We start from the raw sequence: 22,138 nt of genomic DNA, 5'->3' as shown, positions 1-22,138 counted from the left end.
GGAGCTACCGCCCGGCAATCGCCAGCGGGTTGTTTTCCAGCGCGGCGCGATCGGGCGTGTCGATCGACGGCCGGTTGGTGAAGGCGGCGAACAGCCTGCGGATATAATCTTCGGGCATATCGAGCGTGATCAGCACCAGCCGCGTGCCGCGCTGGCCATCTGGCCAGGACGGCAATTGCACCGGCGGATGCAGGATCTTCTGCACGCCATGGATCACCAAAGGCCGCGACGGGTCTTCCCTGAGCTCGATGACGCCCTTCATGCGCAGCAGGCGCTCGCCATGTGTCGAGCGCAGCAGGTCGAGGAACATCTCGATCGCCGAAAACGGCACCGGGCCGTCATGCACCAGCGAATAGGAACGCACCCGCGAATCGTGGCGATGACCGTGGTCATGGCCATGTTCGTGATCATGCCCATCATGGTGATCATGATCATGATGGTGATGATCATGAGCGGCTTCCTCGCCCAGCCAGCGCCGCACATCGGCGGATTTGGTTGCCGGGTTGTAGAGGCCGCAATCAAACAGCGCCGCCACGCCTGTCCCCGTGTCACCGGCATCGAGCAGTTCGGCGCCCGGATTGATCTGCCGCAGGCGCGCCCGAAGCATTTCCAACTCATTGGGATCGGCGACCAGATCGGCTTTGCTGAGCACGATGCGATCGGCGACGGCAGCCTGCTTGACCGCCTCGACATGGGCGTCGAGCGTAGCGTTGCCGTTGACGGCATCGACCAGCGTGATGACGCCGTCGAGCCGGAAGGCCTGGATCAGCGCCGGATGCGCCATGATCGACTGCAGCACCGGCGCCGGGTCGGCAAGGCCGGTGGTCTCGACGATGACGCGGGCAAGCCGGGCGATGCGGCCGGTCTGCAGCCGGTCGACCAGGTCGGCCAGCGTGTCGACCAGTTCGCCGCGCACCGTGCAGCAAAGGCAGCCGTCCGAAAGCTGGATGATGCCGTCGGAAGACTGCTCGACCAGCAAATGGTCGATCGCCACCTCGCCGAACTCGTTGATGATCACCGCCGTGTCGGCCAGCGCCGGATCCTTGAGCAGCCGGTTGAGCAGCGTCGTCTTGCCGGCGCCTAGGAAGCCGGTCAGCACCGAGACGGGGATCGGGAAGCCGCTGCCCATTGGCTAGTTCGCAACCTTGGCCGGCTGGTCGCCCTGCGCGGCGGAGCCGGCAATCTTCGGGCCTGCGCCGGCCGGTGCCGGCCTGTCGGGCCGCCAGCTCGGGATCGGCACATCGGCATATTCCTGACCGCCCCGGTCGAGGATGGCCTTCGGCGCCGGACCGGTGGCGCCGCCAAGGCCGACGGCAACCAGCGTCGGCACATGGTCGAGCTTTTCCTGATAGGGCGATTTCGGCACGTCCTTGGCGACGGCCGGCGGCGCCTCCGACTGCTCCTGCGGCGTCTTCTTCTTGCAGACCTCGTCCTTCATGTCGTTGGGCGAGACCGTGTCGCCATAGGGCGCCAGCATGGTGACGGTGGCCGAGCCGGCGGCAGGCGCGTCAAAACCCTGATCGAGCAGCTTTGCCGCCGTCTCGGCGCGGGTGACGGCCGACTTCTCGCCGAGCACCACCGCGACCAGCGTGCGCCCGTTGCGGGTCGCCGAACCGATCATGTTGAAGCCGGAAGGGCAGACAAAGCCGGTCTTCATGCCATCGGCGCCGGGATAACGGCCAATCAAGAGATTGTAGTTGGGAATAGCCTTCTTGCCGACGGCAAGGCCCTCGATCGAGAACCACGGCGCATATTGCGGAAATTCGCGGCGGATCGCCATCACCAGCACGGCGAGGTCGCGCGCCGTCGTGTACTGATCCGGCGAATAGAGCCCGTTCGGATTGACGAAATGCGTGCCGTTCATGCCGAGCCGGGTCGCTTCGGCGTTCATCCGGTCGGCAAAGGCCGCCTGCGAACCGCCGACATTTTCGCCCACCGCCATGGCGATGTCGTTGGCCGATTTGACCAGCATCATCTTCAGCGCGTTGTCGAGCCGCATCACCGAGCCCGGCTTGAAGCCCATCTTGCTTGGCGGCTCGGCGGCGGAGTGTTTGGTCACCTTGATCGGCGAATCAAGCTGAACCTCGCCGGCGGCGATCGCCCGAAAGGTGACATAAGCGGTCATCAGCTTGCTCAGCGATGCCGGATACCAGCGCTTGAACGCGTCCTGATGCTGCAGGATCTTGCCGCTGCCGAGATCGAACACGACCACCGGATTGGCCAGCGCCGGCCCGGCCACGACCGACAGCGCGATTGTGCCAACCGAGAATAGTTTGAGGAAATGCCTGTACCGCATGATCAAATCCGAAATCGCCTCTTGCCGTAGTCGCCCCTGGCTCCGTAAGATTTCGTTACGCGATCGCCAGCATGATTGGTCCGACCCTCAAAAACCGGACCGCATCGTTGCGGTGCTATTTACCCTATGTGACGCCAAGATGGCAAAGTGCCTGGCGATCACAATTGCAAGGCAGCGGACGACACCCGCCTGTCCCAACAGCGAGATGGAACCATCATGCCAATCCTGAACCGTGCCGCCGAAATGCAGGACGAAGTTGCCGGCTGGCGCCAGCATCTGCACCAGACGCCAGAACTGAACTTCGACGTCTTCAAGACCGCCGCCTTCGTCACCGAAAAGCTGAAGGCCTTCGGCTGCGACGACGTGGTCACCGGCCTCGGCAAGACCGGTGTCGTCGGCATCATCCGCGGCCGCCAGGGCGAAGGCCCCACAATCGGCCTGCGCGCCGACATGGACGCGCTGCCGCTCAACGAGGTATCGGGCAAGCCCTACGCCTCGACCATCCCCGGCAAGATGCATGCCTGCGGCCATGACGGCCACACGGCAATGCTGCTGGGCGCGGCCAAATACCTCGCCGAGACGCGCAACTTCACCGGCTCCGTGGCGGTGATCTTCCAGCCGGCCGAAGAGGGCGGCGGCGGCGGCAACGAGATGGTCAAGGACGGCATGATGGAGCGTTTCGACATCTCCAGGGTGTTCGGCATGCACAATATGCCGGGCCTGCCTGTCGGGCAGTTCGCCATTCGCCCGGGCCCGATCATGGCGGCGACCGCCGAGTTCACCATCACCGTGCGCGGCAAGGGCGGCCACGCGGCGATGCCGCACGGCACGATCGACCCGATCGTCATCACCAGCCAACTGGTCGGCGCCTTGCAGACGATCGCCTCGCGCAGCACCGATCCGGTCGAGGCCGTGGTGGTGTCGGTGACCAAGTTCCACGCCGGTGACGCCTATAACATCATCCCCGAAACGGCTGAAATCGCCGGCACCGTGCGCACCTTGCGCAAGGAGATCGCCAAGAAGTCCGAAGAGCGCATCCGCAGCATATGCGACGGGCTGGCGACCGCATTCGGGGCAAAGATCGAGGTCGACTACCAGGCAAATTACCCCGTGACCTTCAACCACGCGGAAGAGACGGTGTTTGCCGGTGATGTCGCGATGAGTGTCGCCGGCGACGCCCATGTCCACCGCGGCATCCAGCCGGTGATGGGCGGCGAGGATTTCTCCTACATGCTCGAAGCCCGCCCCGGCGCCTTCATCTTCATCGGCAATGGCGACACCGCCGGTCTCCACAACCCGGCCTACGATTTCAACGACGAGGTCATCCCGCACGGCATGAGCTACTGGGTGAAACTGGCGGAAACCGCGCTGGCCGCCTGACGGCGGCAGCGCAAAACCGGCCGAATTGCCATCGGCCGGCCTCTTGGCGAAACGATCCGAAGCGGCTATGTGTCTGGCCGCGTGGTCCCGTAGCTCAGTAGGATAGAGCGGCAGATTCCTAATCTGTAGGTCACAGGTTCGATTCCTGTCGGGATCACCACGCTTTTCACCAGCTTAGCAACTGACGTCGTACTTTTCGCGAAACAGTACGACGAATCTCGGCGGGAATGCATCGCCGAACAAGGAACGATCCAGCTTCGCTCCGAAGAGCGGGCACTACAATGGCCCTTTTGTCTGGCCGAAGGCTGCCGGCAGGATCATTGCGAGGTGATGGTTGACCGTGGTGCGCTGTGACCTAGCTTAAAGTTCATGATGGACAGTCAAGAGCCGGGAAGTGGCGAATTGTCCGCACCGGCGAACTCTCGCGAGGTTGATATGCAGAGGCGCAAATCGGCGTCTCAGGGCCCCGCATGTGTCCTTGGTCGGCCATTGCCCGCCAAGGAATATCAACCGCGGCGATCTATCAGCACGCGACCGGCGCCCCATCCGCAACAATTCGCAAGTACCAGAAGGATCCCGATGAAAGCGACGTTTCGAGGGCGGTAAGGCCTTGGCCAATACCAAGGCGGATGACCAGACATCGCTTTACGAACTTGACGACACACCCCAGAACGCACGGGCACGGCAATGCCAAATTATCTTGCCGAAATGTATGCAAACGACGTAAATCTGGCCATTCTGAGCGCAGTGGTGACGCTTGCATCCGTAGGCGTCTATCTTGTGCTCCGGCGTATCCTTGCTGCGGTGCGACGACGCCGCCTTGCAGCGTTTGACGAAGGCAGATCCGGTATCGCCGACGAGGCTTCTTGGGAATGGGAAAGCCCGGCCGGACTTGTCGCCGGACCTGCTTCTTCCAAGGCTGCCAACCCCTTGCATGCGGTCGGCCTGGATGTTCGGGCTCAAAATACCAACTACTCTCGGTTCGGAGTGCGAATCGAGCATTTCGCCGCGACATCCGAACCCAGCGGGAGCTCGTTAGTGACCGGTGCTCCTGCACCGAACAGTGTGCAGTCTGGCCGGCTTGCAGCATCCATCAGCGCGATCGCGGAACGTGGGAAGCGGATTTGCGGGTCGGCATGGGACCAATTGCGCCATAGAGCTTCACCGCCAAAAATTGCTCCGTTGGCCTATGCTGCGGATCGCGGTTTGAATTTCACAGCTCAGATGGGAGATCCCGACCCGGCCATGGCGCCTGCCTCAAACCCTGTTGTTCGCAGGCCGATCGTTCTTGTATCGCGTTTGGGTCTCGCCGCCATTTGTCTGGCCGCGCCGATTGGCTATGCGATGACGAGACAAATCTGGGTCGAAACCGCTTCAGCCATCTCGCAAACCCAAGACCGGGCCCATCGAGACCTTTCGCGCCCGTTGAAACTTCAGGCGAGTGCCGAATTGCTTGGCCCGGATCTCACGGCTAACCAGGCGCAAGCCGGCACGGATCGTGCTCAGGCCGCCGCTGCGAGACAATTGGCCGACCAGGAGCACCAGGCGGCGGAAGGCGAGCGTGCCAGGAGCGCCGCTCTGCAGGGAGCGCTCCTCGAGGCGAGCAAGCAGATCCACACGCTGAGGGCAAGCATGGCAGCTGCCGATGACGCGCGCGAGGAGCGGTTGCGCAATGAACTCGCGGCGGCCCGCACTCTTGACGCGTTGCGGCGCATTGCGGGAGATGCCCGCACGATGCTGAGCGAGGCCACCAGCTATGTCCTTGAGGAGATGCCCGCTGCTCATCTCGAGCAGGAGCAGGCCCAAAGGCAGGCGCGCGATTTATCGCAAGCGCGCGTCCAAATTGAACAGCTTCAGACCGAGGCCGCCGAGGATCGCGCCACGGCCAAGGCTTCACTGGCGCAGGCGAGCGGCATGCTCGACGACGAACGCCGGAAGGCGGAGCTGCTGCGTGGCGATCTCGCCGAAGCGAAACTGGCCAATGCCGCACTCATGAAGCGTACGGCCGCGGCTGAGCAGGAACGGACCGACGCGGTCACAGCGAGACAACAAGTGGAGCGGACCGCAGCTGACACGGAGCGAACGCTCGCACGAGAACGCGCTGCAGCAGCAGCGGCCGTTGAGGAGTTGAAAGAAGCTCGCGTCGAGCGCCAGGCGGCTGAACTGGAGCGAGCCAAAGCAGTCTCAGCGAAAGAGCGTGCCGAGCAGGCCGCAACCGAGACGGCACAGGCTCTGGCACGGGAACGTACTACAGCCGTCATGAATCGTGAGGATCTCGACAGAGCCCGCATCGAGCGCGAAGCCGCCGCCCAAGCTCTTTTGGTGCGTGTCGCTAAGCTTCAGGAGGCTCTGGACGAGCAACGCGAGGCCACTGTTTCTCTTGCCCGCGACTTGGCTGCGGCGCGCGGGGACAACGACAGGCTCAGGACTGAGCGCCGCAGCGCGCAGATCGAACCGCCCCTGAAGCCGCGTTCTGGCCGCGCGGCAGCCAGCCAGGTGAAGGCCGTCAGCAAGAAGACTGGCAAGGTTCGCAACCCTTCGCGGATGACCCGGGTGCGTTCGATCACACTTCCTTATTCGCTCTTGCCAAGACACGTGACACCGCAGTGATTTCCGACTGCGCGGTCCCTTCCGTGGAAGGCCATCTTTGATGCCCCGCACCCTTGGTAACACACCCGAGGCCTGCTGCCATTTCGGCCAAAGATGAATGGCCCCTCGAATTCACCCTGCTTCATCAGCGAGGTGTTCTGCGCGGTTCGCTATGTCAGGCCGATCACGCTGCCTGTCGCGTCCAATTCGCATTGGATCGCCGCCTGCCGCGTTTCCACGTTGCCTTGCCGCACATAGTCGATGCTGACCTCGATAGGGGCCGAGATCGTCGCCCGACTCAACTGATGTACGAAGCCCGCGCTGCTGACGCGCACGCTGGTCGCCCCAAACGGAGCGGCGGCCGACTCGATGGCATCATGGCAGGCCCGAACGACTTTATCCGGGACGCCCGGCAACGCCTCGGTTCGGCTGACTGTTGATTGAGTGTTGCTGTCGCTGGGAGGCTGGAGAGCGGCCGGCAGGTCGAGCGACTGTCCGCCCCTTGCGGACGCAACAGCAGTAGCGGTGGCCGGACCTACCGTCCCCGGGGCTGCCGCAGTGCCGCTTGTGCTGGTCTCGCCGTCGTCCGCCGACGAACTGGAGCCGCCGGGGTCATCGCCAGTCCCTTTCTGCGAGCCGCCGTGGTTGCCGCCGGCGTCATGACCTCCGCCGCCACCATGGCCACCAGAACCATGGCCGCCGTTGCCATGCCCTCCGCCTTGCTGGCCACCGGTTGCAGCTCCTGCGCAAACTACGGCGATCGAGCAAGCTAAGACGAAATACGCACAGGTGAATCCACGCGATTGACGCACGACGACCTCCATGGATGCGTCGGTCCAACCGTCTTTCCGCGGCGTGCAGTCAGAACGGCCCGAACCGCCGCTGCCCCCGAGGCAACCTAGCGATTGCCGCGCCCCCGAAAGAACTAGGGGATCGATCCGGTGTATCAAGGATATTTGGCTGGTAAGCGCCGATGAGAGATCACTTGGCTGGCGAGTGCCGTATCATTCAAGTCGAGGCCGACCGTGGATGACGCCGCAGACGCCTTCATGACCCAATGACCGGAGTCCGGGGAGTGGCCTGGCCGAGGCCCGGGCGAATGCAGAGATCAGCTCCGCCATGGCGAACCATGGCGGGCCAGACGGATCACCCCGCCTCAGCCAACCCTGACGACAAAATGCTTCGTCACCGGCTCGATGATCTTCCAGGTTCCCTTGAAATCGGCTTCCACCACGAAGGCATCGCCGGGACCGACCTCGACCGGTGTGCCGCCGTCCGGCGTGATGATGATGCGGCCGGCGATCATGTGCACGAACTCGTAGTCGGTATAGGTGGCGTGATAGGTGCCGGGCGTCGCGCGCCAGGTGCCCGACAACACCTTGCCGTCCTCGGTCGTGTGCTGGACGGCGGTTTGCATGGTCGGCTTGCCCTCGACGACGATCCAGCCAGCCAGATCGCCGGCGTCCGCGTGTTCTACGGTGCCGAATTTGAGGATTGTCTCGCGTGTCATGTGCTGGGCTCCGTTTGGTGGATTGCGTGGCGTTGTTTGCCTGGCCGGTCAGATAACCGATGCACCTGCCGCGAGCAATGCCGGCGCCATACGGCGGCACCTTGGCTGACGGTGCATCAAACAAAAAAACCGCCGGTGCGGCGGGTCACTGGCGCAAATCAGCACCATGGGCAAAAATGTACCATAGCTGAGGTCACTGGGTCAAGAAAAAATTCCTATCTCGGAAAAATGGCGGCACAAAAGCCGCCAAAACCGGCTGCCTCGAGGCCTGTTGTTAATCTGAGTTCGGAACCCTGCCCTGTGGCGCACGCCGCGTCCTTCGGCTCTCGACGGGCGGGTCAGGGTTTGTGCCGCGCCGAGACGAGTTCCGCCTTGCGCCTTGCCGTCTCTATTCCCAGACCGATGAAAGCACGCGCGTGCTTGGCCAGCGCCATGTTGTCCGTCCACAGATTGCGCCAGATCGCGGTCTTCTTCGACAGGTTCTCATCGACGATTTCCGAGGAGAAGGATTCGAAGCTGAGGTCGTCGCTGTAGCCGATCGCGGTCAGCGCATCGAAGATCGCGGCGAAATCGATATTGCCGGTGCCGAGGAAGCCGCGGTGGCTTTCGCCGATATGGACATAGCCGATCTTATCGGCGGCATGACGAATGGCCAGCCCGACATCGGCCTCCTCGATGTTCATGTGGAAGGTGTCGAGATGCAGGAAGATGTTGTCCGAGCCAGTGTCTTCGATGAAGGCCAGCCCTTGCGCGGCGGTGTTGAGCAGATTGCTTTCGAAGCGGTTGACGATCTCGAGGTTGAGTGTGACGCCGGCCGTCTTGGCTGTCTCGGCAACCTTGGCCAGCGTGCCGGCACTGCGCTGCCATTGATCGCGCGTCGGCGCCTCGACCTGCAATCCGTGGCTGGTCGAGAGAATGCCGGCGACCTTGCGGCCGCCGAGATCGCGCGTCAGCGCGATGGTGTCGTTGAGGATTTCGACGCCGCGCGCGGCAATCGCCTTGTCGGCGCTCGAAATGTCGCCATCAACAGGCAATCCGATGCTGATCGCGACGCCGAGGCCAAGATCGGCAATGCGCCTGGCAAGCCCGCCGATGTCGACATTGGCGGGGTCGAGATAGGAGAATTCGATGAGGTCGAAGCCGGCCTCCCTGGTGTTGGCCAGCGTGCGCTCGAGATCGGCCTGAGCCGAGCTCGCCGACCAGACGAAAGAATGGATTCCAATACGCGACATCATCGTCTCCGGCTTCTGCGCATCGGCCCCATTGGGGAACCGATGCCTGGACAAGACGTGCGGCCGGGTGATCCCGGCCGCACGCTGCTGAGGGACGTTTAGCGGGCCGCGGTCCAGCCCTTGTAGTCCTTCAGGTTCTCGGCCGTGATCAGCTTCGGGTCGAGCAGCACGGTCGGCTCCGCCGGCTTCTTGCCGGCCAGCAGTTCGGCCGCCATCGTCAGCGACTGGCCGGCCATCACGTAAGGGTCCTGCGAGGCCGAAGCCTTGATCATCGAGGTGCCGGAGGAGAGCTCCTTCTCGATATCGGGCGCGCCGTCGACGGCGGTGAAGATGAATTCCGAACGGTTGAGCTGCTTGGCCGCAAGCTGGGCGCCGATCGCCGTCGGGTCATTGATGGCGAACACCGCATCGATCTTGTCGAAGCGGGTGAGCAGCGACTGGAACACCTTCAGGCCGCCGTCGCGTGAGCCTTCGGCATTCTGGTCGTCGGAGAGGATCTTGATGTCGGGATGCTGCGCCAGCACGTTCTTGCAGCCCTTCACCCGCTCCAGGATCGAGGACGATGCCGGTCCGTTGAGGATGACGTAGTCGCCCTTGCCGCCGGTGTGGTCGACCAGGTACTGGCAGGCCTCTTCGCCGGCCTTGACGTTGTTGGTCATCACGGTGACGTCGGCGCCCGGCGCCGAAACGTCGAAGGCGGCAACGACGATACCCGCAGCCTGTGCCTTCTTCACCGCCGGCGCGATCGCCTTGGCGTCGACGGCATTGAGCATGATCACGTCGACGCCGGCGGCGATGAACGAATCGACCTGCGAGACCTGCTTGTTGAGGTCATAGTCGGCCGATACCGAGGTCACCTCGACCTTCGGGTTGATCTTCTTGGCCGCGTCCTCGATGCCCTTGATGGTGGCGACGAAGAAGGGATTGCCGAGCAGGCCGACCGAGATACCGACCTTGTTGAGGTCCTTGGCCGAAGCAGGCGCGATGGCGAGCGACGCGAGTGCGACGCCGCAGAGCAGTTTGGCGATGGTCTTCATTGCTTTCCTCCGATTGCCCCGCGCCTCTCACGGTGCGTTACACAAACCGGTCGTTGACGCCGGCGACTAAGGTCAATCACGTTCTTGCTCCTGCCTGGAGCCTGTAGCGGTCGAGGGCGACCGCCACGATGATGACCAATCCCTTGATGATGTACTGCCAGATGTCTGAGACACCGGCCAAGATGAGCCCGTTGGAGAGCACCGCGATGATCAGGCCGCCGATCAGCGTGCCCCAGATCGAGCCGACGCCGCCGACGAAGCTGGTGCCGCCGAGGATGACAGCGGCAATGGCGTCGAGTTCGTAGGACTGGCCCAGTTGCAAGCCGTTGGCGGCGTAGAGCCGGGCCGCCGACATGGCACCGCCAAGACCGGCCAGCAGGCCGGAAACGCCATAGACGAAGAGCAGCACCAGCGGCACCTTGATACCGGTCAGCCGCGCCGCTTCGGCATTGCCCCCGACGGCATAGATCCAGGTGCCGAGCACGGTGCGCTTGAGCACCAGCCAGGACAGCACAACCACCGACAGCGCGATGATGACCAGCCACGGAATGCCGAACAGCGAACCGTTGCCGATGAAATCGAACGGCAGGTCCGAGTTGAACACCGTGGTGTCCTGGCCGAGCAGGCGGGCGACACCGCGCACCGCGGTCAGCGAACCCAGCGTGACGATGAAGGGCGGCAGCTTGATGTAGGCGATGAGCAGCCCGTTGATGAGGCCGAAGCCGAGGCCAACCAGAATGGCCGCCGGCACGCCGAGCAAACCCCAGTCCGGCACCAGCGACACCATCACCGCCACCATCGCCGATGCGGCGAGGATGGCGCCGACGGACAGGTCGATACCGCCGGTCAAGATGACGAAGGTCATGCCGGCCGCCAGCACGATGTTGATCGACGACTGCTGGGTGACGATCAGAAGATTGGTCTCCGTCAGGAAGCGCGGGTTCAGGAACTGGAAGCCGGCCGCCAGCAGGATCAGCACCGGCAGCATGCCAAGGGCAGCGAAAGCCGTGCGCAACCGTCGGCTTGTGCCGGTGGCCTGGCCGCCTGCGCTGATCTCGGTCGCCTTGTCGGTCATTGCTGAGCCGCTCCCGTTGCAAGTTCCATGATTTTTTCCTGGCTTAGCGGTTCGCCTTGCGACGCCGTCACCTCGCCCGATATCGTGCCGTCGCGCATCACCAGCACGCGGTCGGCGACGCCGATCACCTCGGGCAGTTCGCTGGAGATCATCAGGATGGCAATGCCCTGTTTGGCGAGATTGTCGATCAGCCGGTAGATTTCCGATTTCGCCCCGACATCGACGCCGCGGGTCGGCTCGTCCAGGATGACGACCTTCGGCTCGGTTTCGAGCAGGCGGGCGAGCAGCACCTTCTGCTGGTTGCCGCCCGACAGCGAGCCGGCATTGGCCTGCACCGAACTGGTGCGGATGGAGAGATCGGCAACAGCCTTGGAAGCGCGCCTTTCGGCGGTCGCGAAGTCGCGCAAGCCGCCGGCGCGCGAATCCCGCGCCAGCACGCCCATGCTGATGTTGTCGGAAATCGACATGTCGAGGAACAGGCCAAGTTCCTTGCGGTCCTCGGTCAGATAGGCGATGCCGGCATCGAGCGCCTCGCGCGGCGAGCCGATGGAGATCGTTTTGCCGTCGAGTTCCAGCGTGCCTGACACGCGCCTGTCGGCGCCGAAGATCAGCCGCGCAAGCTCGGTACGGCCGGAGCCGACCAGACCCGCCAGCGCCAGCACCTCGCCCTTGTGCAGGTCGAACGAACAGTTTTTCAGGAGACGGCCGTCGGACATGCCACGCACCGAGAGCGCCACCGCGCGCTTTTCGTCCGGCGGCCGATGATCCTTCTTGTAGAAAGCCGACAGATCGCGGCCGACCATCATCGACACCAGGCGCGAGGCGCTGAGGTCGGCACGCTCGAGCGTACCGACATAACCGCTGTCGCGCAGCACGCTGACGCGATCGGCAAGCTGGTAGACCTCTTCCATGCGGTGACTGATGTAGATGATGGCGATGCCTTGCGATTTCAGCGTCGCGATGACCTCGAACAGCCGGTCGGTCTCGCGCGAGGTCAGCGACGTGGTCGGCTCGTCCATGACGATGATGCGCGCATTGGTCGACAGCGCGCGGGCGATCTCGACCAATTGGCGCTCGCCGAGCGACAGGCTGGAGACCATGTCGCGGGCCGAAAAGGAGACGCCCAGACGCGCGATGATCTCCCTGGCGCGCCGGGTGCACTGGTCGCGGTCGACGATGCCGAAGCGTCGCGGCTCGTTGCCGAGGAAGATGTTTTGCGCCACCGTCAGATTGGGCGCCAGCGACAGCTCCTGATAGATCACCGCGACGCCGCTGGCGCGCGCCTTGATCGGATCGCCGGTCGCGGCCGGCATGCCGTCGATCAGGATCTCGCCGCCGGCATCCGGCCGATAGGCGCCTGAAAGCACTTTCATCAATGTCGACTTGCCGGCGCCGTTCTCGCCCATCAGGGCGTGCAGCTCGCCGGCGTGGACGCTGAGCGAGACATCGTGCAGGGCACGGATGGCGCCGAACGTCTTGGAGATGTGCCGCATCTCCAGCACCGGCTGGCGCGCCGTCTCGGCCCTGGCAATCGCACTCATCGCGCGCCTCCCACTGCCACACCAGCGACGCCGCGGTCCATGGTGGCGTCACGCCAATTGCTGCGATAGCCTGCCAACCCGGTGAAACGCGATGCGCGCACCGGCTCCGGAACTTCGGCGGCGAATTCGCGCCCGACGCTCTCGAAGGCGAGCGCCGCGGCACCCGTGGCGCTGCCTTCAAGCGTGGCGCCCTGCAGGAAGGCCTGGCCGGGACGCAACTGCGCCAGCAGCCCGGCGAGCACACCGCCTGTGTTCAGCCCGCCATCGACGATCACGGTGTTGTTCGAATGGATGAGGTCGAGGCAGAGATCGACCATCAGCGCGACATAGAGCAGCGCCGCGGCCGCGCGTTCCTCGGCATTGGGCGCGCGCCCGACCAGTCGGCCGGAATGCCCCGACATCGGCCCGCCCGGCGCAAAGCTCGGCAGCGCCATGATGCCGGCATCGATCACCCGCTGCACCACTGGGCCGGCGATCTCGCCTTGCCAGCCGGCGCTGATTGTTGCGAATTCGCGCCCGCCCATGAAGCGGATGGTCGGCACTGGGCCGCCGCCGACATCGACGTTGACCAGCATGTCGCGATCCCGGTCGAGTGCGTCGAGCGGGCAGTCCGGATTGAGCACGATGACCCAGGTGCCGGTCGAAACGACGGTGACCGGGCCAAGCTCCTGCCGGCGATAGGCATGCAGCGCCGCATTCGAGTCATGGACGCCGTTGTGGATGGCGATCGGTCGCGCCGCGGCGCCGAGGCGGTGCTCGCCGATAACAGTGCCGGCGCGCTCGAAGGCAGGCATCCGGTCACGCCAGCCCTGCGCGTCGACCAGCGAGGAAAAGTCTTGGCTGCGCGGCGCCCACAGATGCGAATGGCAGCCGAGATAGGACACTTCCGAGACCGCCCGCCCGCCAAGGCGCCAGCTCCAGTATTGCGGATAGCCGAGGATCGATTTCGACGCAGCGAACGCGTCCGGATCGACCTCCTGCAGCCACAGCATGTGGCGGCCGTAGTTGAAGCCGAGCGGCAGCCGCGGCGAGAACGTCTCGGAAAAGTCCGGAATGCGGCGATCGATCCGCGCGGCAATCTCGGCCGGCGGCTCTTGCTCGTAATCGAGGATCGGATGCGTCAGCGCCGCCTCGTCGACCAAGGCAAAGGTGCAGCCATGGCCCGACACCATGACCCCTTCCACTCCATGACCGTCGACCGCATCGGCAACGGCGCTGAGCGCCCAATGGTGGAGCGCCGCCTCGTCGAGCACACTGAAACCGTCTTGGCGCACCCATTTCGGCTGGGTCCGGCGCTCGTCGATGATCCGCCCGTCCTGGCTGAAGACGAACAGCTTCGAATTGGTCTTGCCGAAATCGAGGACAGCCACCTTCACTGGATGGCTCCCGAGGCTATCCGCACCATGACGCCGGCGTCTTCCAGCATGCGCGCATCGGCGTCGGAGAGGCCGTCATCGGTGACCAGCGTGCCGATGCGGGAAAGCGGCAGCGCGACATTGCGCGCGTGGATCGACAGTTTGCGGCTGTCGGCCAGCACCACGATCTGGTCGGCGCAGAGGCTGAGATCGACGATCGAGCGTACCAGCAGCGGGTGCGATTCCATCACGCCTTCCTGGCCAAGGCCTTGCGTGCCGAGAAAGAATTTGGAGGCGTAGAAGGGCACGGCCTGGGTGAGCGAATGGATGATGCCGGGTTCGCGATGCAGATCACCGCCGGCAACCGTCAGGCTGCAATGGCCGTGGTCGCTGAGATAGGCCGCCAGCGGCATCGAGTTGGTGTAGAGGCGGATGTTGCGCTCGGCGAGCTTGACCCCGAGATGGAAGCAGGTCGAGCCGCCATGCACGATGACGGCGTCGCCGTCACGCACCATGGTCGCCGCCAGAGCGGCGATCTGCCGCTTGGCCTCGACCGCAAGGTCGCGGTTCTCGTCATAGGGCCGGGCGTAGGCGACACCGGCCTGGGAAGCGCCGTCGAGTGCCGAGATGCCGCCATAGACCTTCCGCGCTTCGCCGGCTTCGTCGATCCTGTCGATATCGCGCCTGACCGTCGCGGCCGAAACGCCAAGCCGTTCCTGCAGCTCGCGCACCGAAGCGAACGGACGATCCCGCAGCAGTTCGACGATCTGACGCTGGCGGCCGGAGTCGCTCAATTTTTTCCTCCCGGATGCCATTTTCCATGGCAGTTGGTGCAACTTACTCAACATTAGCCAGATTGCAAGCGCGTTTTGATGATAGTATATCACTATTGACGTAGATCACTCGTATCTGCGATATCAGCGCCAATTCGACCCCGGCAACGGGATTTCGCGCAGGACACGGCCGAGCCGTTGGAGGAAAAGCGCCATGGCGACCCAAGCTGATGCGCAGGAACTGGCGGCCTTGCGGGCGCTTTCGGCCAGCATCGGGCAGAGCCCGCACCTGACCCAGGCGGCAGGCGGCAACACCTCGCTGAAAGCCGGCGACACACTGTGGATCAAGGCGTCCGGCACCTGGCTGAAGGACGCGCTCGTCGATGACATCATGGTGCCGGTGGCGATGGCGCCGCTGCTGAAAGCCGTCGAGCAGCGCGATCGCGCCGCCGACCTGCCGCAGGGTTTTACCATTGCAGCGCTCAACCCGCGCGGCCTGCGGCCGTCGATCGAGACCACGGTGCACGCCCTGATGCCGCAGCGCGTTGTTCTGCATGTCCATTGCGTCGACACCATCTCGCTCGCCGTGCAGGCCGATGGCGAGGCCGAGGTCGTCAGGCGGCTCGATGGCATCGAATGGGCCTATGTGCCCTATTTCCGGCCCGGCCTGCCGCTTGCACGCGGCATTGCCGAGAAACTGCGGCCTGGTGTCGACGTGCTGATCCTTGGCAATCACGGCCTGGTCGTCGCCGCCGAAACCGTCGCCGGGGCGGAGCTTCTGCTGCGCCGTATCAGGTCATTGCTGGCCCGGCCGGCGCGCGCGACCGCCGCACCCGACCTCGACGCCTTGGCGGCGCTTGCCGGCGGCAGCGGCTACAGATTACCGGCCGATGTCGAAGCGCATGCGGTTGCGCTCGACCCTGAGAGCCGCCGCATGGCGCAGGCCGGCAGCCTCTATCCGGACCACGTCATCTTCCTCGGCCAGGGCTCCGTCGTGGCGAAACCAGGCGAGGCCGTGGCCGATGTCATTGCACGACTGGGCACGTCGCCTGCGGCGATCCTGTTTCCCGGCGCAGGCGTGCTGATGCGCGGCGACGCCAGTGCCGGCGCCGATGCCATGCAACGCTGCCTCGCCGACGTGACGGCGCGCATCGATGTCGCCGCGCGGCTGAACTATCTCACCGCTTCCGAGAATGACGAACTGGCCAACTGGGACGCCGAGCAATATCGCCAGAAGCTAAACGCGGCTGGCGGCTAGCATGGGCATGATGCCACTTGCCATCGGCATCGACATCGGCACATCGGGTGCGCGCGCCGTCGCCATGCGCCCGGATTTTTCCATAGCCGGGCACGCGGCCGTCCCACTCGACAGGTTTGGCAGCGAGGGGCGAGCTCCCACGGCGTGGTGGCAAGCGGTCAAGACGGTGCTGACGGAGCTGCTTTCCGGCATCGACCGCACGGCGGTCCGCGCCATCGCCGTTGACGGCACCTCCGGCACGCTGCTGCCGGTCGACGCCGCCGGGCGGCCGCTGGCCGAACCGCTGATGTACAACGACAAGGTCGATGACGACGACGTCCTGGCCGTGATCGCCCGCACCGCGCCGGCTGCAAGTGCAGCGCACGGAGCGACATCCGGCCTCGCCAAGGCCCTGCGCTTCCAGCATCTGCCGGGCATTGCGGCGGTGCTGCATCAGGCCGACTGGATTGCCGGAAACTTCTCCGGCCGCTTCGACATCAGCGACGAGAACAATGCCCTGAAGACAGGCTATGATGTCGAGGCCCGCCGCTGGCCGGAATGGATCGCGGCGACCGGAATGCGCGTGGAGCTGCTGCCGCGCGTGGTCGAGCCGGGCGAAGTCACCGGCGCCCTCACCGCGGAAGCCGGAGAACTGTTCGGCTTGCCGCGCGATGTGGCCGTTGTCGCCGGCACCACGGATGGCTGCGCCTCGTTCCTGGCGACCGGTGCTGCCGCGATCGGCGACGGCGTCACTGCGCTGGGATCCTCGCTGACCATCAAGATCCTGTCCGACCGGCCGATTGCGGCGCCGCGCTTCGGCATCTACAGCCACCGGCTCGGCAACGCCTGGCTGGCGGGCGGTGCGTCGAATTCCGGCGGCAAGGTGCTGGCTCAGCATTTTCCGCTCGCTCGTATCATCGAACTCAGCGCAAAAATCGACCCGGAGACAGACACCGGCCTCGATTACTATCCGCTTCCCGCCACGGGCGAACGATTTCCGATCGCCGATCCGGCGCTGCCGCCTCGCCTTGCGCCCCGGCCGGCGGACGACGCCGATTATCTGAAAGCGATGTTCGAAGGCATCGCCGCGATCGAGGCGCTCGGCTATGGCAGGCTTGCCGAACTCGGCGCGCCCGCGCTGATATCGGTCAGGAGCGTCGGAGGCGGGGCGGCGAACCCGGCCTGGACGGCAATCCGGCGACGCAGGCTCGGCGTCGATTTCCTGCCCGCGCTTTCCGACGAGGCCGCCGCCGGCACGGCGCGACTGGCGCTGATGGGTGCAAGCCGGGCAGGACTCCTATGAGCACCAAAACGATCGAACGTCTCGACGGCATCGGGCCGCTGGCGGAGCGCTACGACGTGTTCCTGCTCGACCAGTTCGGCGTGCTGCATGACGGCACACGGCCCTATCCGGGCGCGGTGGCAGCGCTGTCGGCGCTGAAGCGTGCCGGCAAGACCGTGGTGCTGGTTTCGAACTCCGGCAGGCGGGCGCAACCCAACGAAAGCCGGCTCATAAAACTCGGCTTCGAACAGGGAAGCTGGGATCATTTCGTCTCTTCCGGCGAGGTGGCGTGGCGATCCTTCAGGCAGATGGCGATTTCGGGGAAGCTGCGCCCAGGGACAAAATGTCTGCTGATCAGCCGTGAAGCTGACCGCTCCGCGATCGAGGGCCTGCCTTTTGTGCTGACCGGGTCCGGCGATGAGGCCGAACTGGTGCTGATCGCGGCCAGCGAGGGTGACCGCTTTGACCTCGACCATTATCGCAGGCTGTTCGCGCCGGCTGCAGAGCGGCGGGTGCCGTGTTTCTGCACCAATCCCGACATCGTCATGCTGACGGCCGTTGGCCCTCGCTTCGGCGCCGGCCGTCTGGCCGATCTCTATGAAAGCCTGGGCGGCAGCGTTACCCGTATCGGCAAGCCCGACAAGGCGATTTTCGAAGCCGCGCTGGCGCTGGCCGGCGAGCCGGACCCTGGCACCGTGGTCTGTGTCGGCGACAGCGTCGAACACGATATATCGGGGGGAAACAGCGCCGGCATCGCCACCGCGCTGGTGCTGAGCGGAATACTGGCGGACACACCGGATCTCGCCGCTGTTTTCGACGAACAGCAGGCCTGGCCGGACTACATCACGGACAGTTTCAGCTTCCGCTGACCGCCTCCAGCATACGCCGCGCGCTCTCCTCGTCGGTGATCAGGATGGTTGGGGCGATGAGGGTCATGGCGCCGAGCAGCGCTTCGGTTTTCTCCTCGCCACCGGAGGTGAGGATACGGATCGGCGCCTTGCGCAGACGGTCGACATCCACCGACATCACGTGGCTGTTGACCGGATGGTCGACCAGATCGCCGTTGCGGTCGAAGAAATGGAACAGGAGGTCACCCACGGCGCCTCGCGCAAGCAGGGCCTCCCGATCCGCCTCCTTGAGAAAGCCGCCCCGAGAGAAGGTGGTGGCCGAGGCAATCCCGCCGACGCTCAGCAGAACGGCATCAAGCACGTCGGCCATTTCGAAAATCTCCTGCAGGCCGCAGCGCTCGATCAGTGCGATCTTGGTCTCGACGCTGTCGACGACGGCTGGTGTCGGCATCAGATAGCCGTCGCCCTGGAATATCTGAGCGAAGCGCCAGGCGAACTCGGCTGGGTTTACCCGGCGCACGACGCCGACACCGCCAAGCAGCGAAATCACCTTGAAATCGGTGAGCGACTTGGCGCTGATGAAGGGCAGGCTCGAGAACAGCGTCTGCCCCCAGCCGACGCCGACCCGCATCCCGGACTTCATCGTGTCCGACAGGAAACTGCCGGTCTTGGCGCTGATCGCCGGTATCGGATCGGCATCGGGTGCCGAAAGCGGCGCCACCAGCGCCTGCTGCAGCCCGAACGTCTTCTCCAGCGCGCGCTCAAGCCGCACGATTTCCGACAATTCGCTCTCGATGGTGATCTTCACTTCGTTGCGCGCCCGGGCATCCGCCAGCATGCGCACGATGGTGACGCGACCGACGCCGAGCACGTCGGCGATCTCGTTCTGCGTCATCTGTTCGACGAAATACATCCAGGCGGCGCGAATCCTGAGGCGATCCGTTCGGCTTTCGCTGGCGACCTGCTCGGTTGCCTCGCCTCGACCGTCTTCGCTTTCGCCCTGTCGTCGTCTGCCCAAGTCTGTCTCTCCCCTGCGGCGACGGACGAGCGCGCTGCCGCCGATTCTGCATGCTGGTCTAGTATCGCCTATTGATCTACCAATCGATAGGAACAATGTAGAGAGTGGCGGCTGCCCCGGTTGGCTATCCGCAGCAAATTTCAAGGCGACCCGCGATGCTCCGACAAATCTCCGAAGATGTCCGCGTCAATCTGAAGGACCGGCTGCGGGAAGTCCGCGAAATCATCCGCCAGAGCCGCCATGACGGCAGCGGCGATACCAGCATCCTGCGCGAAGCAACCAGCCATCTGCCGCCGTTTCCAGGCAAGGGCATCGAAGGCCTGCTCAGCCATGCCGCGAGTGCCGTCGACGAGGCGCTGTCGATCGCTGAAGCTTTCGTCCCCCATGAGCGCCCGATCAAAGTGGACGGCACGACGGTAAAGGGCCTCGGCACCTATTTCCCGATCGGCAACGAGGACCGCCAGCTGAGCGCCGAGCGCCTGTTCCGGCGCGATATGTATTATCTGACCAAGGCGGTGCTTGCCGGCCTGAACATCGACAATGCCCGCATCCACGAAGCCGATTTCGCGGCCGTCCATGCCACGATGCGCAAGCGGCATGGCGACCTCCTGGCCGCCTTGGCCACGCCAGGCGCCGGACTGCAGGCAATCGCGGGTATCTGTTCGGCGCTGCTGGTCGAGTGCCTCAGCCAGCGTCCGGTCCGCTTTGCCGAGACCGTGCCGGAAACGCCGGCCGCGATTGCCGGCCGGGCGCTCGACATAAGCTGCCTGGCGCCGCTCGCTTTGGCCTGCGGCCTGGCGACCACCGGCAGCGACGGTGCGCCGGAGCCGGATATGCTGGAGATCGCGATATTGGCGGCGGATATTCGCCACGACCGCATCGTTCAGGCCTGCGCCAAGGCAAACCCGATCGCTGAACTGACACCGGTGTTCGCCACCTTGCTTGCCCATCTGCCGTAATTAGCCGGTCTGGGCTAGCCTTCAGCGGCCATGGCCATGATCGCTTTCTTGGCGCGCTGGATGGAAGCCGGGCTCATCGAGAGTTCGGTCAGTCCCATCTTCACGAAGGTCGCAATGAGATCGGGACGGCCGGCCGCCTCACCGCACATGCCGACCATGATACCGGCGGCGACGCCGGCTTTTGCCGTCATTTCGATCGCCGACATGACGGCTGGATTGGTGACGTCGTTGAGCTTGGCGACGGTCGGATTGAGCCGGTCGGCGGCCATGATGTACTGGGTCAGATCGTTGGTTCCGATCGAGAAGAAAGCGACCTCCTTGGCCAGCGCCGGGGCGATCAGCACGGCGGCCGGGGTTTCGATCATGACGCCGAGATCGAATGATGCGTGCGGCACGCCTTCGGCTTTCAGCTCGGCCGTGCATTCGTCAACCAGCACGCGCGTCTGCCTGACCTCCGAGAGGTCGGACACCATCGGCAGCATCACCTTGATGTTGCCGTGCACGGCGGCGCGCAGCAGCGCCCGCAGTTGGCGCTTGAAGATGTCGGGCCGGTCGAGACACATGCGGATGCCGCGCCAGCCGAGGAACGGGTTTTCCTCGTCGGGAAATTCGATGCCGGCAATCGGCTTGTCACCGCCGATGTCGAGCGTGCGCACAATGACCGGATAAGGCGCAAAAGCCTTGGCCAGCGCCGCATAGGTCTCGGCCTGCATGTCTTCCGAGGGCAGATGCATATGGCGCATGAACAAAAGCTCGGTGCGGAACAGGCCGATGCCCATGGCACCAGCCTCTTGCGCCGCTTCGATTTCCTCAAGTGAGCCGATATTGGCCGCGACTTCGATGATCCTGCCGTCGGCGAGCGTCGGCGTCACCGTCTTGAAGATGGTCAGTCCGGCGCGCTCCTTTGCCGCCGCTTCGACGCGGCCGGCGAAATCGGCGCGGGTCGCCGCGTCGGGGTCGATGATCACATGGCCGGCATTGCCATCGAGTGCGACTTCTCGCGCGGTGCGCAAGGCATTGACCTGGCCGCCGAGGCCGAGCACTGCCGGAATGCCGTGCGAGCGCGCGATGATGGCGATGTGCGAAGTGGCGCCGCCATGGCCGCACACCACGCCGCCGATACGCTTCAGCGGCGCGCGTGCCAGATCCCAGGCACCGATGTCGTCGGCGATCAGGATAGCGCCTTCGGGGATGCTTTCGAGGCTGATATCGTCCTGCCCTAGCAACACGAGGCAGATCTGCCGCCCGACCGCATGAACGTCATCCGCCCGGGCGTTGAGATAGTGATCGTCGACCGCGCTGAATTCGGCGGCAATGGTGGAGGCGGCGGTGATGACGGCGGAGACCGCGTCATTGCCGCCCTTGATCAGGCCCTCGGCCTCGCCGGTCAGGCTGTCGTCGGCGGCGATATCGCGCAGCGCCGCGACGATGCCGCGGTCTCCAGCCGACAGGCTGTCCTGCGCCAACGCATGATCCATGCGGGCCTGGACCGCGCCGACAGCCGTGCGGAACCTGTCGATCTCGCCTTCGACCTCCTCGGCCCGCAACATGCGGCCCTGTCCGGCGATATCGGGTGGGAAATGCGCAAAGGCCGGGCCGATGGCGAAACCTTCGCTGGCGGCCACGCCGCGCAGGCGATTTGCCCCATCAGGTGCCGCCGGCACGGATCCCGGCGCGGGTGCCACTTCCTGCCCGGCATCGTTCGCCGGGCTCTGTGCTTCCGCTTCATCATCCAGGCCGGCCCGCGGATTCTCGAGATAGCCGATCAGCGCCTCGAGCGCCTCGATGGCATCGGCGCCATTCGCCCGCACCGTGACTTCCTGGTTCTCCTTGACCGCCAGCAGCATCAGCTTGACCGAACTCTTGGCGCTGACCGCTTTACCGTCCTTGACCAGTTCGACGTCGGATTCGAAGCCCTTGGCGAGCTTCACGAATCGCGTCGCGGGACGGGCGTGCAGACCTTCATGCACTCGGACGATGGTCGAGCGTTCCATGGCAAATACTCT

At 64.7% G+C, this 22,138-nt stretch carries 18 protein-coding genes and 1 tRNA gene; 7 read left to right on the top strand and 12 right to left on the bottom strand.

Going from position 1 to position 22,138, the window contains the following annotated elements; genetic code table 11:
- Positions 1 to 4: 4 nt before the first annotated feature.
- Positions 5 to 1,129 (bottom strand): GTP-binding protein, encoded by a 1,125-nt coding sequence (locus NP945_RS00240; protein ID WP_127266675.1) that lies wholly within the window; start codon positions 1,127 to 1,129, stop codon positions 5 to 7.
- Positions 1,130 to 1,132: 3 nt separating this feature from the next.
- The gene (locus NP945_RS00235) at positions 1,133 to 2,296 is read right to left on the bottom strand and encodes a D-alanyl-D-alanine carboxypeptidase family protein (protein WP_256745262.1); all 1,164 of its coding nucleotides are present in this window, start codon (positions 2,294 to 2,296) and stop codon (positions 1,133 to 1,135) included.
- A gap of 216 nt (positions 2,297 to 2,512) precedes the next feature.
- On the opposite strand from NP945_RS00235, the gene NP945_RS00230 reads away from it, so the two are divergent.
- The 3 genes from NP945_RS00230 to NP945_RS00220 all read left to right on the top strand — a co-directional run bounded on the left by NP945_RS00230 (position 2,513) and on the right by NP945_RS00220 (position 6,286).
- Entirely contained in the window at positions 2,513 to 3,676 is a 1,164-nt protein-coding gene (locus tag NP945_RS00230; RefSeq protein ID WP_256745261.1) for a M20 aminoacylase family protein, read from the top strand.
- Positions 3,677 to 3,759: 83 nt separating this feature from the next.
- Positions 3,760 to 3,836 (top strand) — tRNA-Arg (locus NP945_RS00225).
- A 527-nt stretch (positions 3,837 to 4,363) separates the two neighbouring features.
- Positions 4,364 to 6,286, top strand: a complete 1,923-nt coding sequence (locus NP945_RS00220; RefSeq protein ID WP_256745260.1) for a hypothetical protein — start codon at positions 4,364 to 4,366, stop codon at positions 6,284 to 6,286.
- A gap of 149 nt (positions 6,287 to 6,435) precedes the next feature.
- Here the strand turns inward: NP945_RS00220 and NP945_RS00215 are convergent, their stop codons facing one another.
- The 8 genes from NP945_RS00215 to NP945_RS00180 all read right to left on the bottom strand — a co-directional run bounded on the left by NP945_RS00215 (position 6,436) and on the right by NP945_RS00180 (position 14,809).
- Positions 6,436 to 7,089 (bottom strand): hypothetical protein, encoded by a 654-nt coding sequence (locus tag NP945_RS00215; protein WP_164762689.1) that lies wholly within the window; start codon positions 7,087 to 7,089, stop codon positions 6,436 to 6,438.
- A 332-nt stretch (positions 7,090 to 7,421) separates the two neighbouring features.
- Entirely contained in the window at positions 7,422 to 7,775 is a 354-nt protein-coding gene (locus NP945_RS00210; RefSeq protein WP_127266678.1) for a cupin domain-containing protein, read from the bottom strand.
- Positions 7,776 to 8,113: 338 nt separating this feature from the next.
- Positions 8,114 to 9,007: a sugar phosphate isomerase/epimerase gene (locus NP945_RS00205; protein WP_256745259.1), complete on the bottom strand. Its 894-nt coding sequence runs from the start codon at positions 9,005 to 9,007 to the stop codon at positions 8,114 to 8,116.
- Between the two features lie 98 nt (positions 9,008 to 9,105).
- Complete coding sequence (locus NP945_RS00200; RefSeq protein WP_027038073.1) at positions 9,106 to 10,044, bottom strand: ABC transporter substrate-binding protein; 939 nt, start codon at positions 10,042 to 10,044, stop codon at positions 9,106 to 9,108.
- A gap of 76 nt (positions 10,045 to 10,120) precedes the next feature.
- A complete protein-coding gene (locus NP945_RS00195) occupies positions 10,121 to 11,119 on the bottom strand; it encodes a ribose ABC transporter permease (protein ID WP_127266680.1) in 999 nt (332 codons plus the stop codon).
- Positions 11,116 to 12,660, bottom strand: a complete 1,545-nt coding sequence (locus tag NP945_RS00190; protein WP_256745258.1) for a sugar ABC transporter ATP-binding protein — start codon at positions 12,658 to 12,660, stop codon at positions 11,116 to 11,118. Before NP945_RS00190 ends, NP945_RS00195 begins: the two co-directional genes overlap by 4 nt.
- A complete protein-coding gene (locus NP945_RS00185) occupies positions 12,657 to 14,036 on the bottom strand; it encodes a carbohydrate kinase (protein WP_256745257.1) in 1,380 nt (459 codons plus the stop codon). Before NP945_RS00185 ends, NP945_RS00190 begins: the two co-directional genes overlap by 4 nt.
- A complete protein-coding gene (locus NP945_RS00180) occupies positions 14,033 to 14,809 on the bottom strand; it encodes a DeoR/GlpR family DNA-binding transcription regulator (protein WP_127397171.1) in 777 nt (258 codons plus the stop codon). The genes NP945_RS00185 and NP945_RS00180 overlap by 4 nt, the downstream gene beginning before the upstream one ends.
- Before the next feature lie 193 nt (positions 14,810 to 15,002).
- On the opposite strand from NP945_RS00180, the gene NP945_RS00175 reads away from it, so the two are divergent.
- Genes NP945_RS00175 through NP945_RS00165 form a run of 3 tightly spaced genes read left to right on the top strand, consistent with a single transcriptional unit; the run spans position 15,003 to position 18,176 of the window.
- Positions 15,003 to 16,046 (top strand): class II aldolase/adducin family protein, encoded by a 1,044-nt coding sequence (locus NP945_RS00175; protein ID WP_256745256.1) that lies wholly within the window; start codon positions 15,003 to 15,005, stop codon positions 16,044 to 16,046.
- Positions 16,047 to 16,053: 7 nt separating this feature from the next.
- A complete protein-coding gene (locus NP945_RS00170) occupies positions 16,054 to 17,328 on the top strand; it encodes an FGGY-family carbohydrate kinase (RefSeq protein WP_256745561.1) in 1,275 nt (424 codons plus the stop codon).
- Positions 17,325 to 18,176, top strand: a complete 852-nt coding sequence (locus NP945_RS00165; protein WP_256745255.1) for a TIGR01459 family HAD-type hydrolase — start codon at positions 17,325 to 17,327, stop codon at positions 18,174 to 18,176. Before NP945_RS00170 ends, NP945_RS00165 begins: the two co-directional genes overlap by 4 nt.
- On the opposite strand, the gene NP945_RS00160 is transcribed toward NP945_RS00165, so the two are convergent.
- Positions 18,163 to 19,173, bottom strand: coding sequence for a sugar-binding transcriptional regulator (locus NP945_RS00160; protein WP_023811047.1), 1,011 nt, complete (start codon positions 19,171 to 19,173; stop codon positions 18,163 to 18,165). The genes NP945_RS00165 and NP945_RS00160 overlap by 14 nt on opposite strands.
- Positions 19,174 to 19,328: 155 nt before the next feature.
- Between NP945_RS00160 and NP945_RS00155 the strand changes: the two genes are divergently transcribed.
- The gene (locus NP945_RS00155; RefSeq protein WP_256745254.1) at positions 19,329 to 20,132 is read left to right on the top strand and encodes a hypothetical protein; all 804 of its coding nucleotides are present in this window, start codon (positions 19,329 to 19,331) and stop codon (positions 20,130 to 20,132) included.
- A gap of 14 nt (positions 20,133 to 20,146) precedes the next feature.
- Here the strand turns inward: NP945_RS00155 and ptsP are convergent, their stop codons facing one another.
- The gene (gene ptsP, locus NP945_RS00150; protein ID WP_256745253.1) at positions 20,147 to 22,126 is read right to left on the bottom strand and encodes a phosphoenolpyruvate--protein phosphotransferase; all 1,980 of its coding nucleotides are present in this window, start codon (positions 22,124 to 22,126) and stop codon (positions 20,147 to 20,149) included.
- Positions 22,127 to 22,138 lie beyond the last annotated feature (12 nt).

This window comes from Mesorhizobium sp. LMG17149, from assembly GCF_024518695.1.
Taxonomy (GTDB): Bacteria; Pseudomonadota; Alphaproteobacteria; order Rhizobiales; family Rhizobiaceae; genus Mesorhizobium.
Note: the sequence above shows the minus strand (reverse complement) of the source record. Positions and strands in the feature narration are given on the sequence as shown.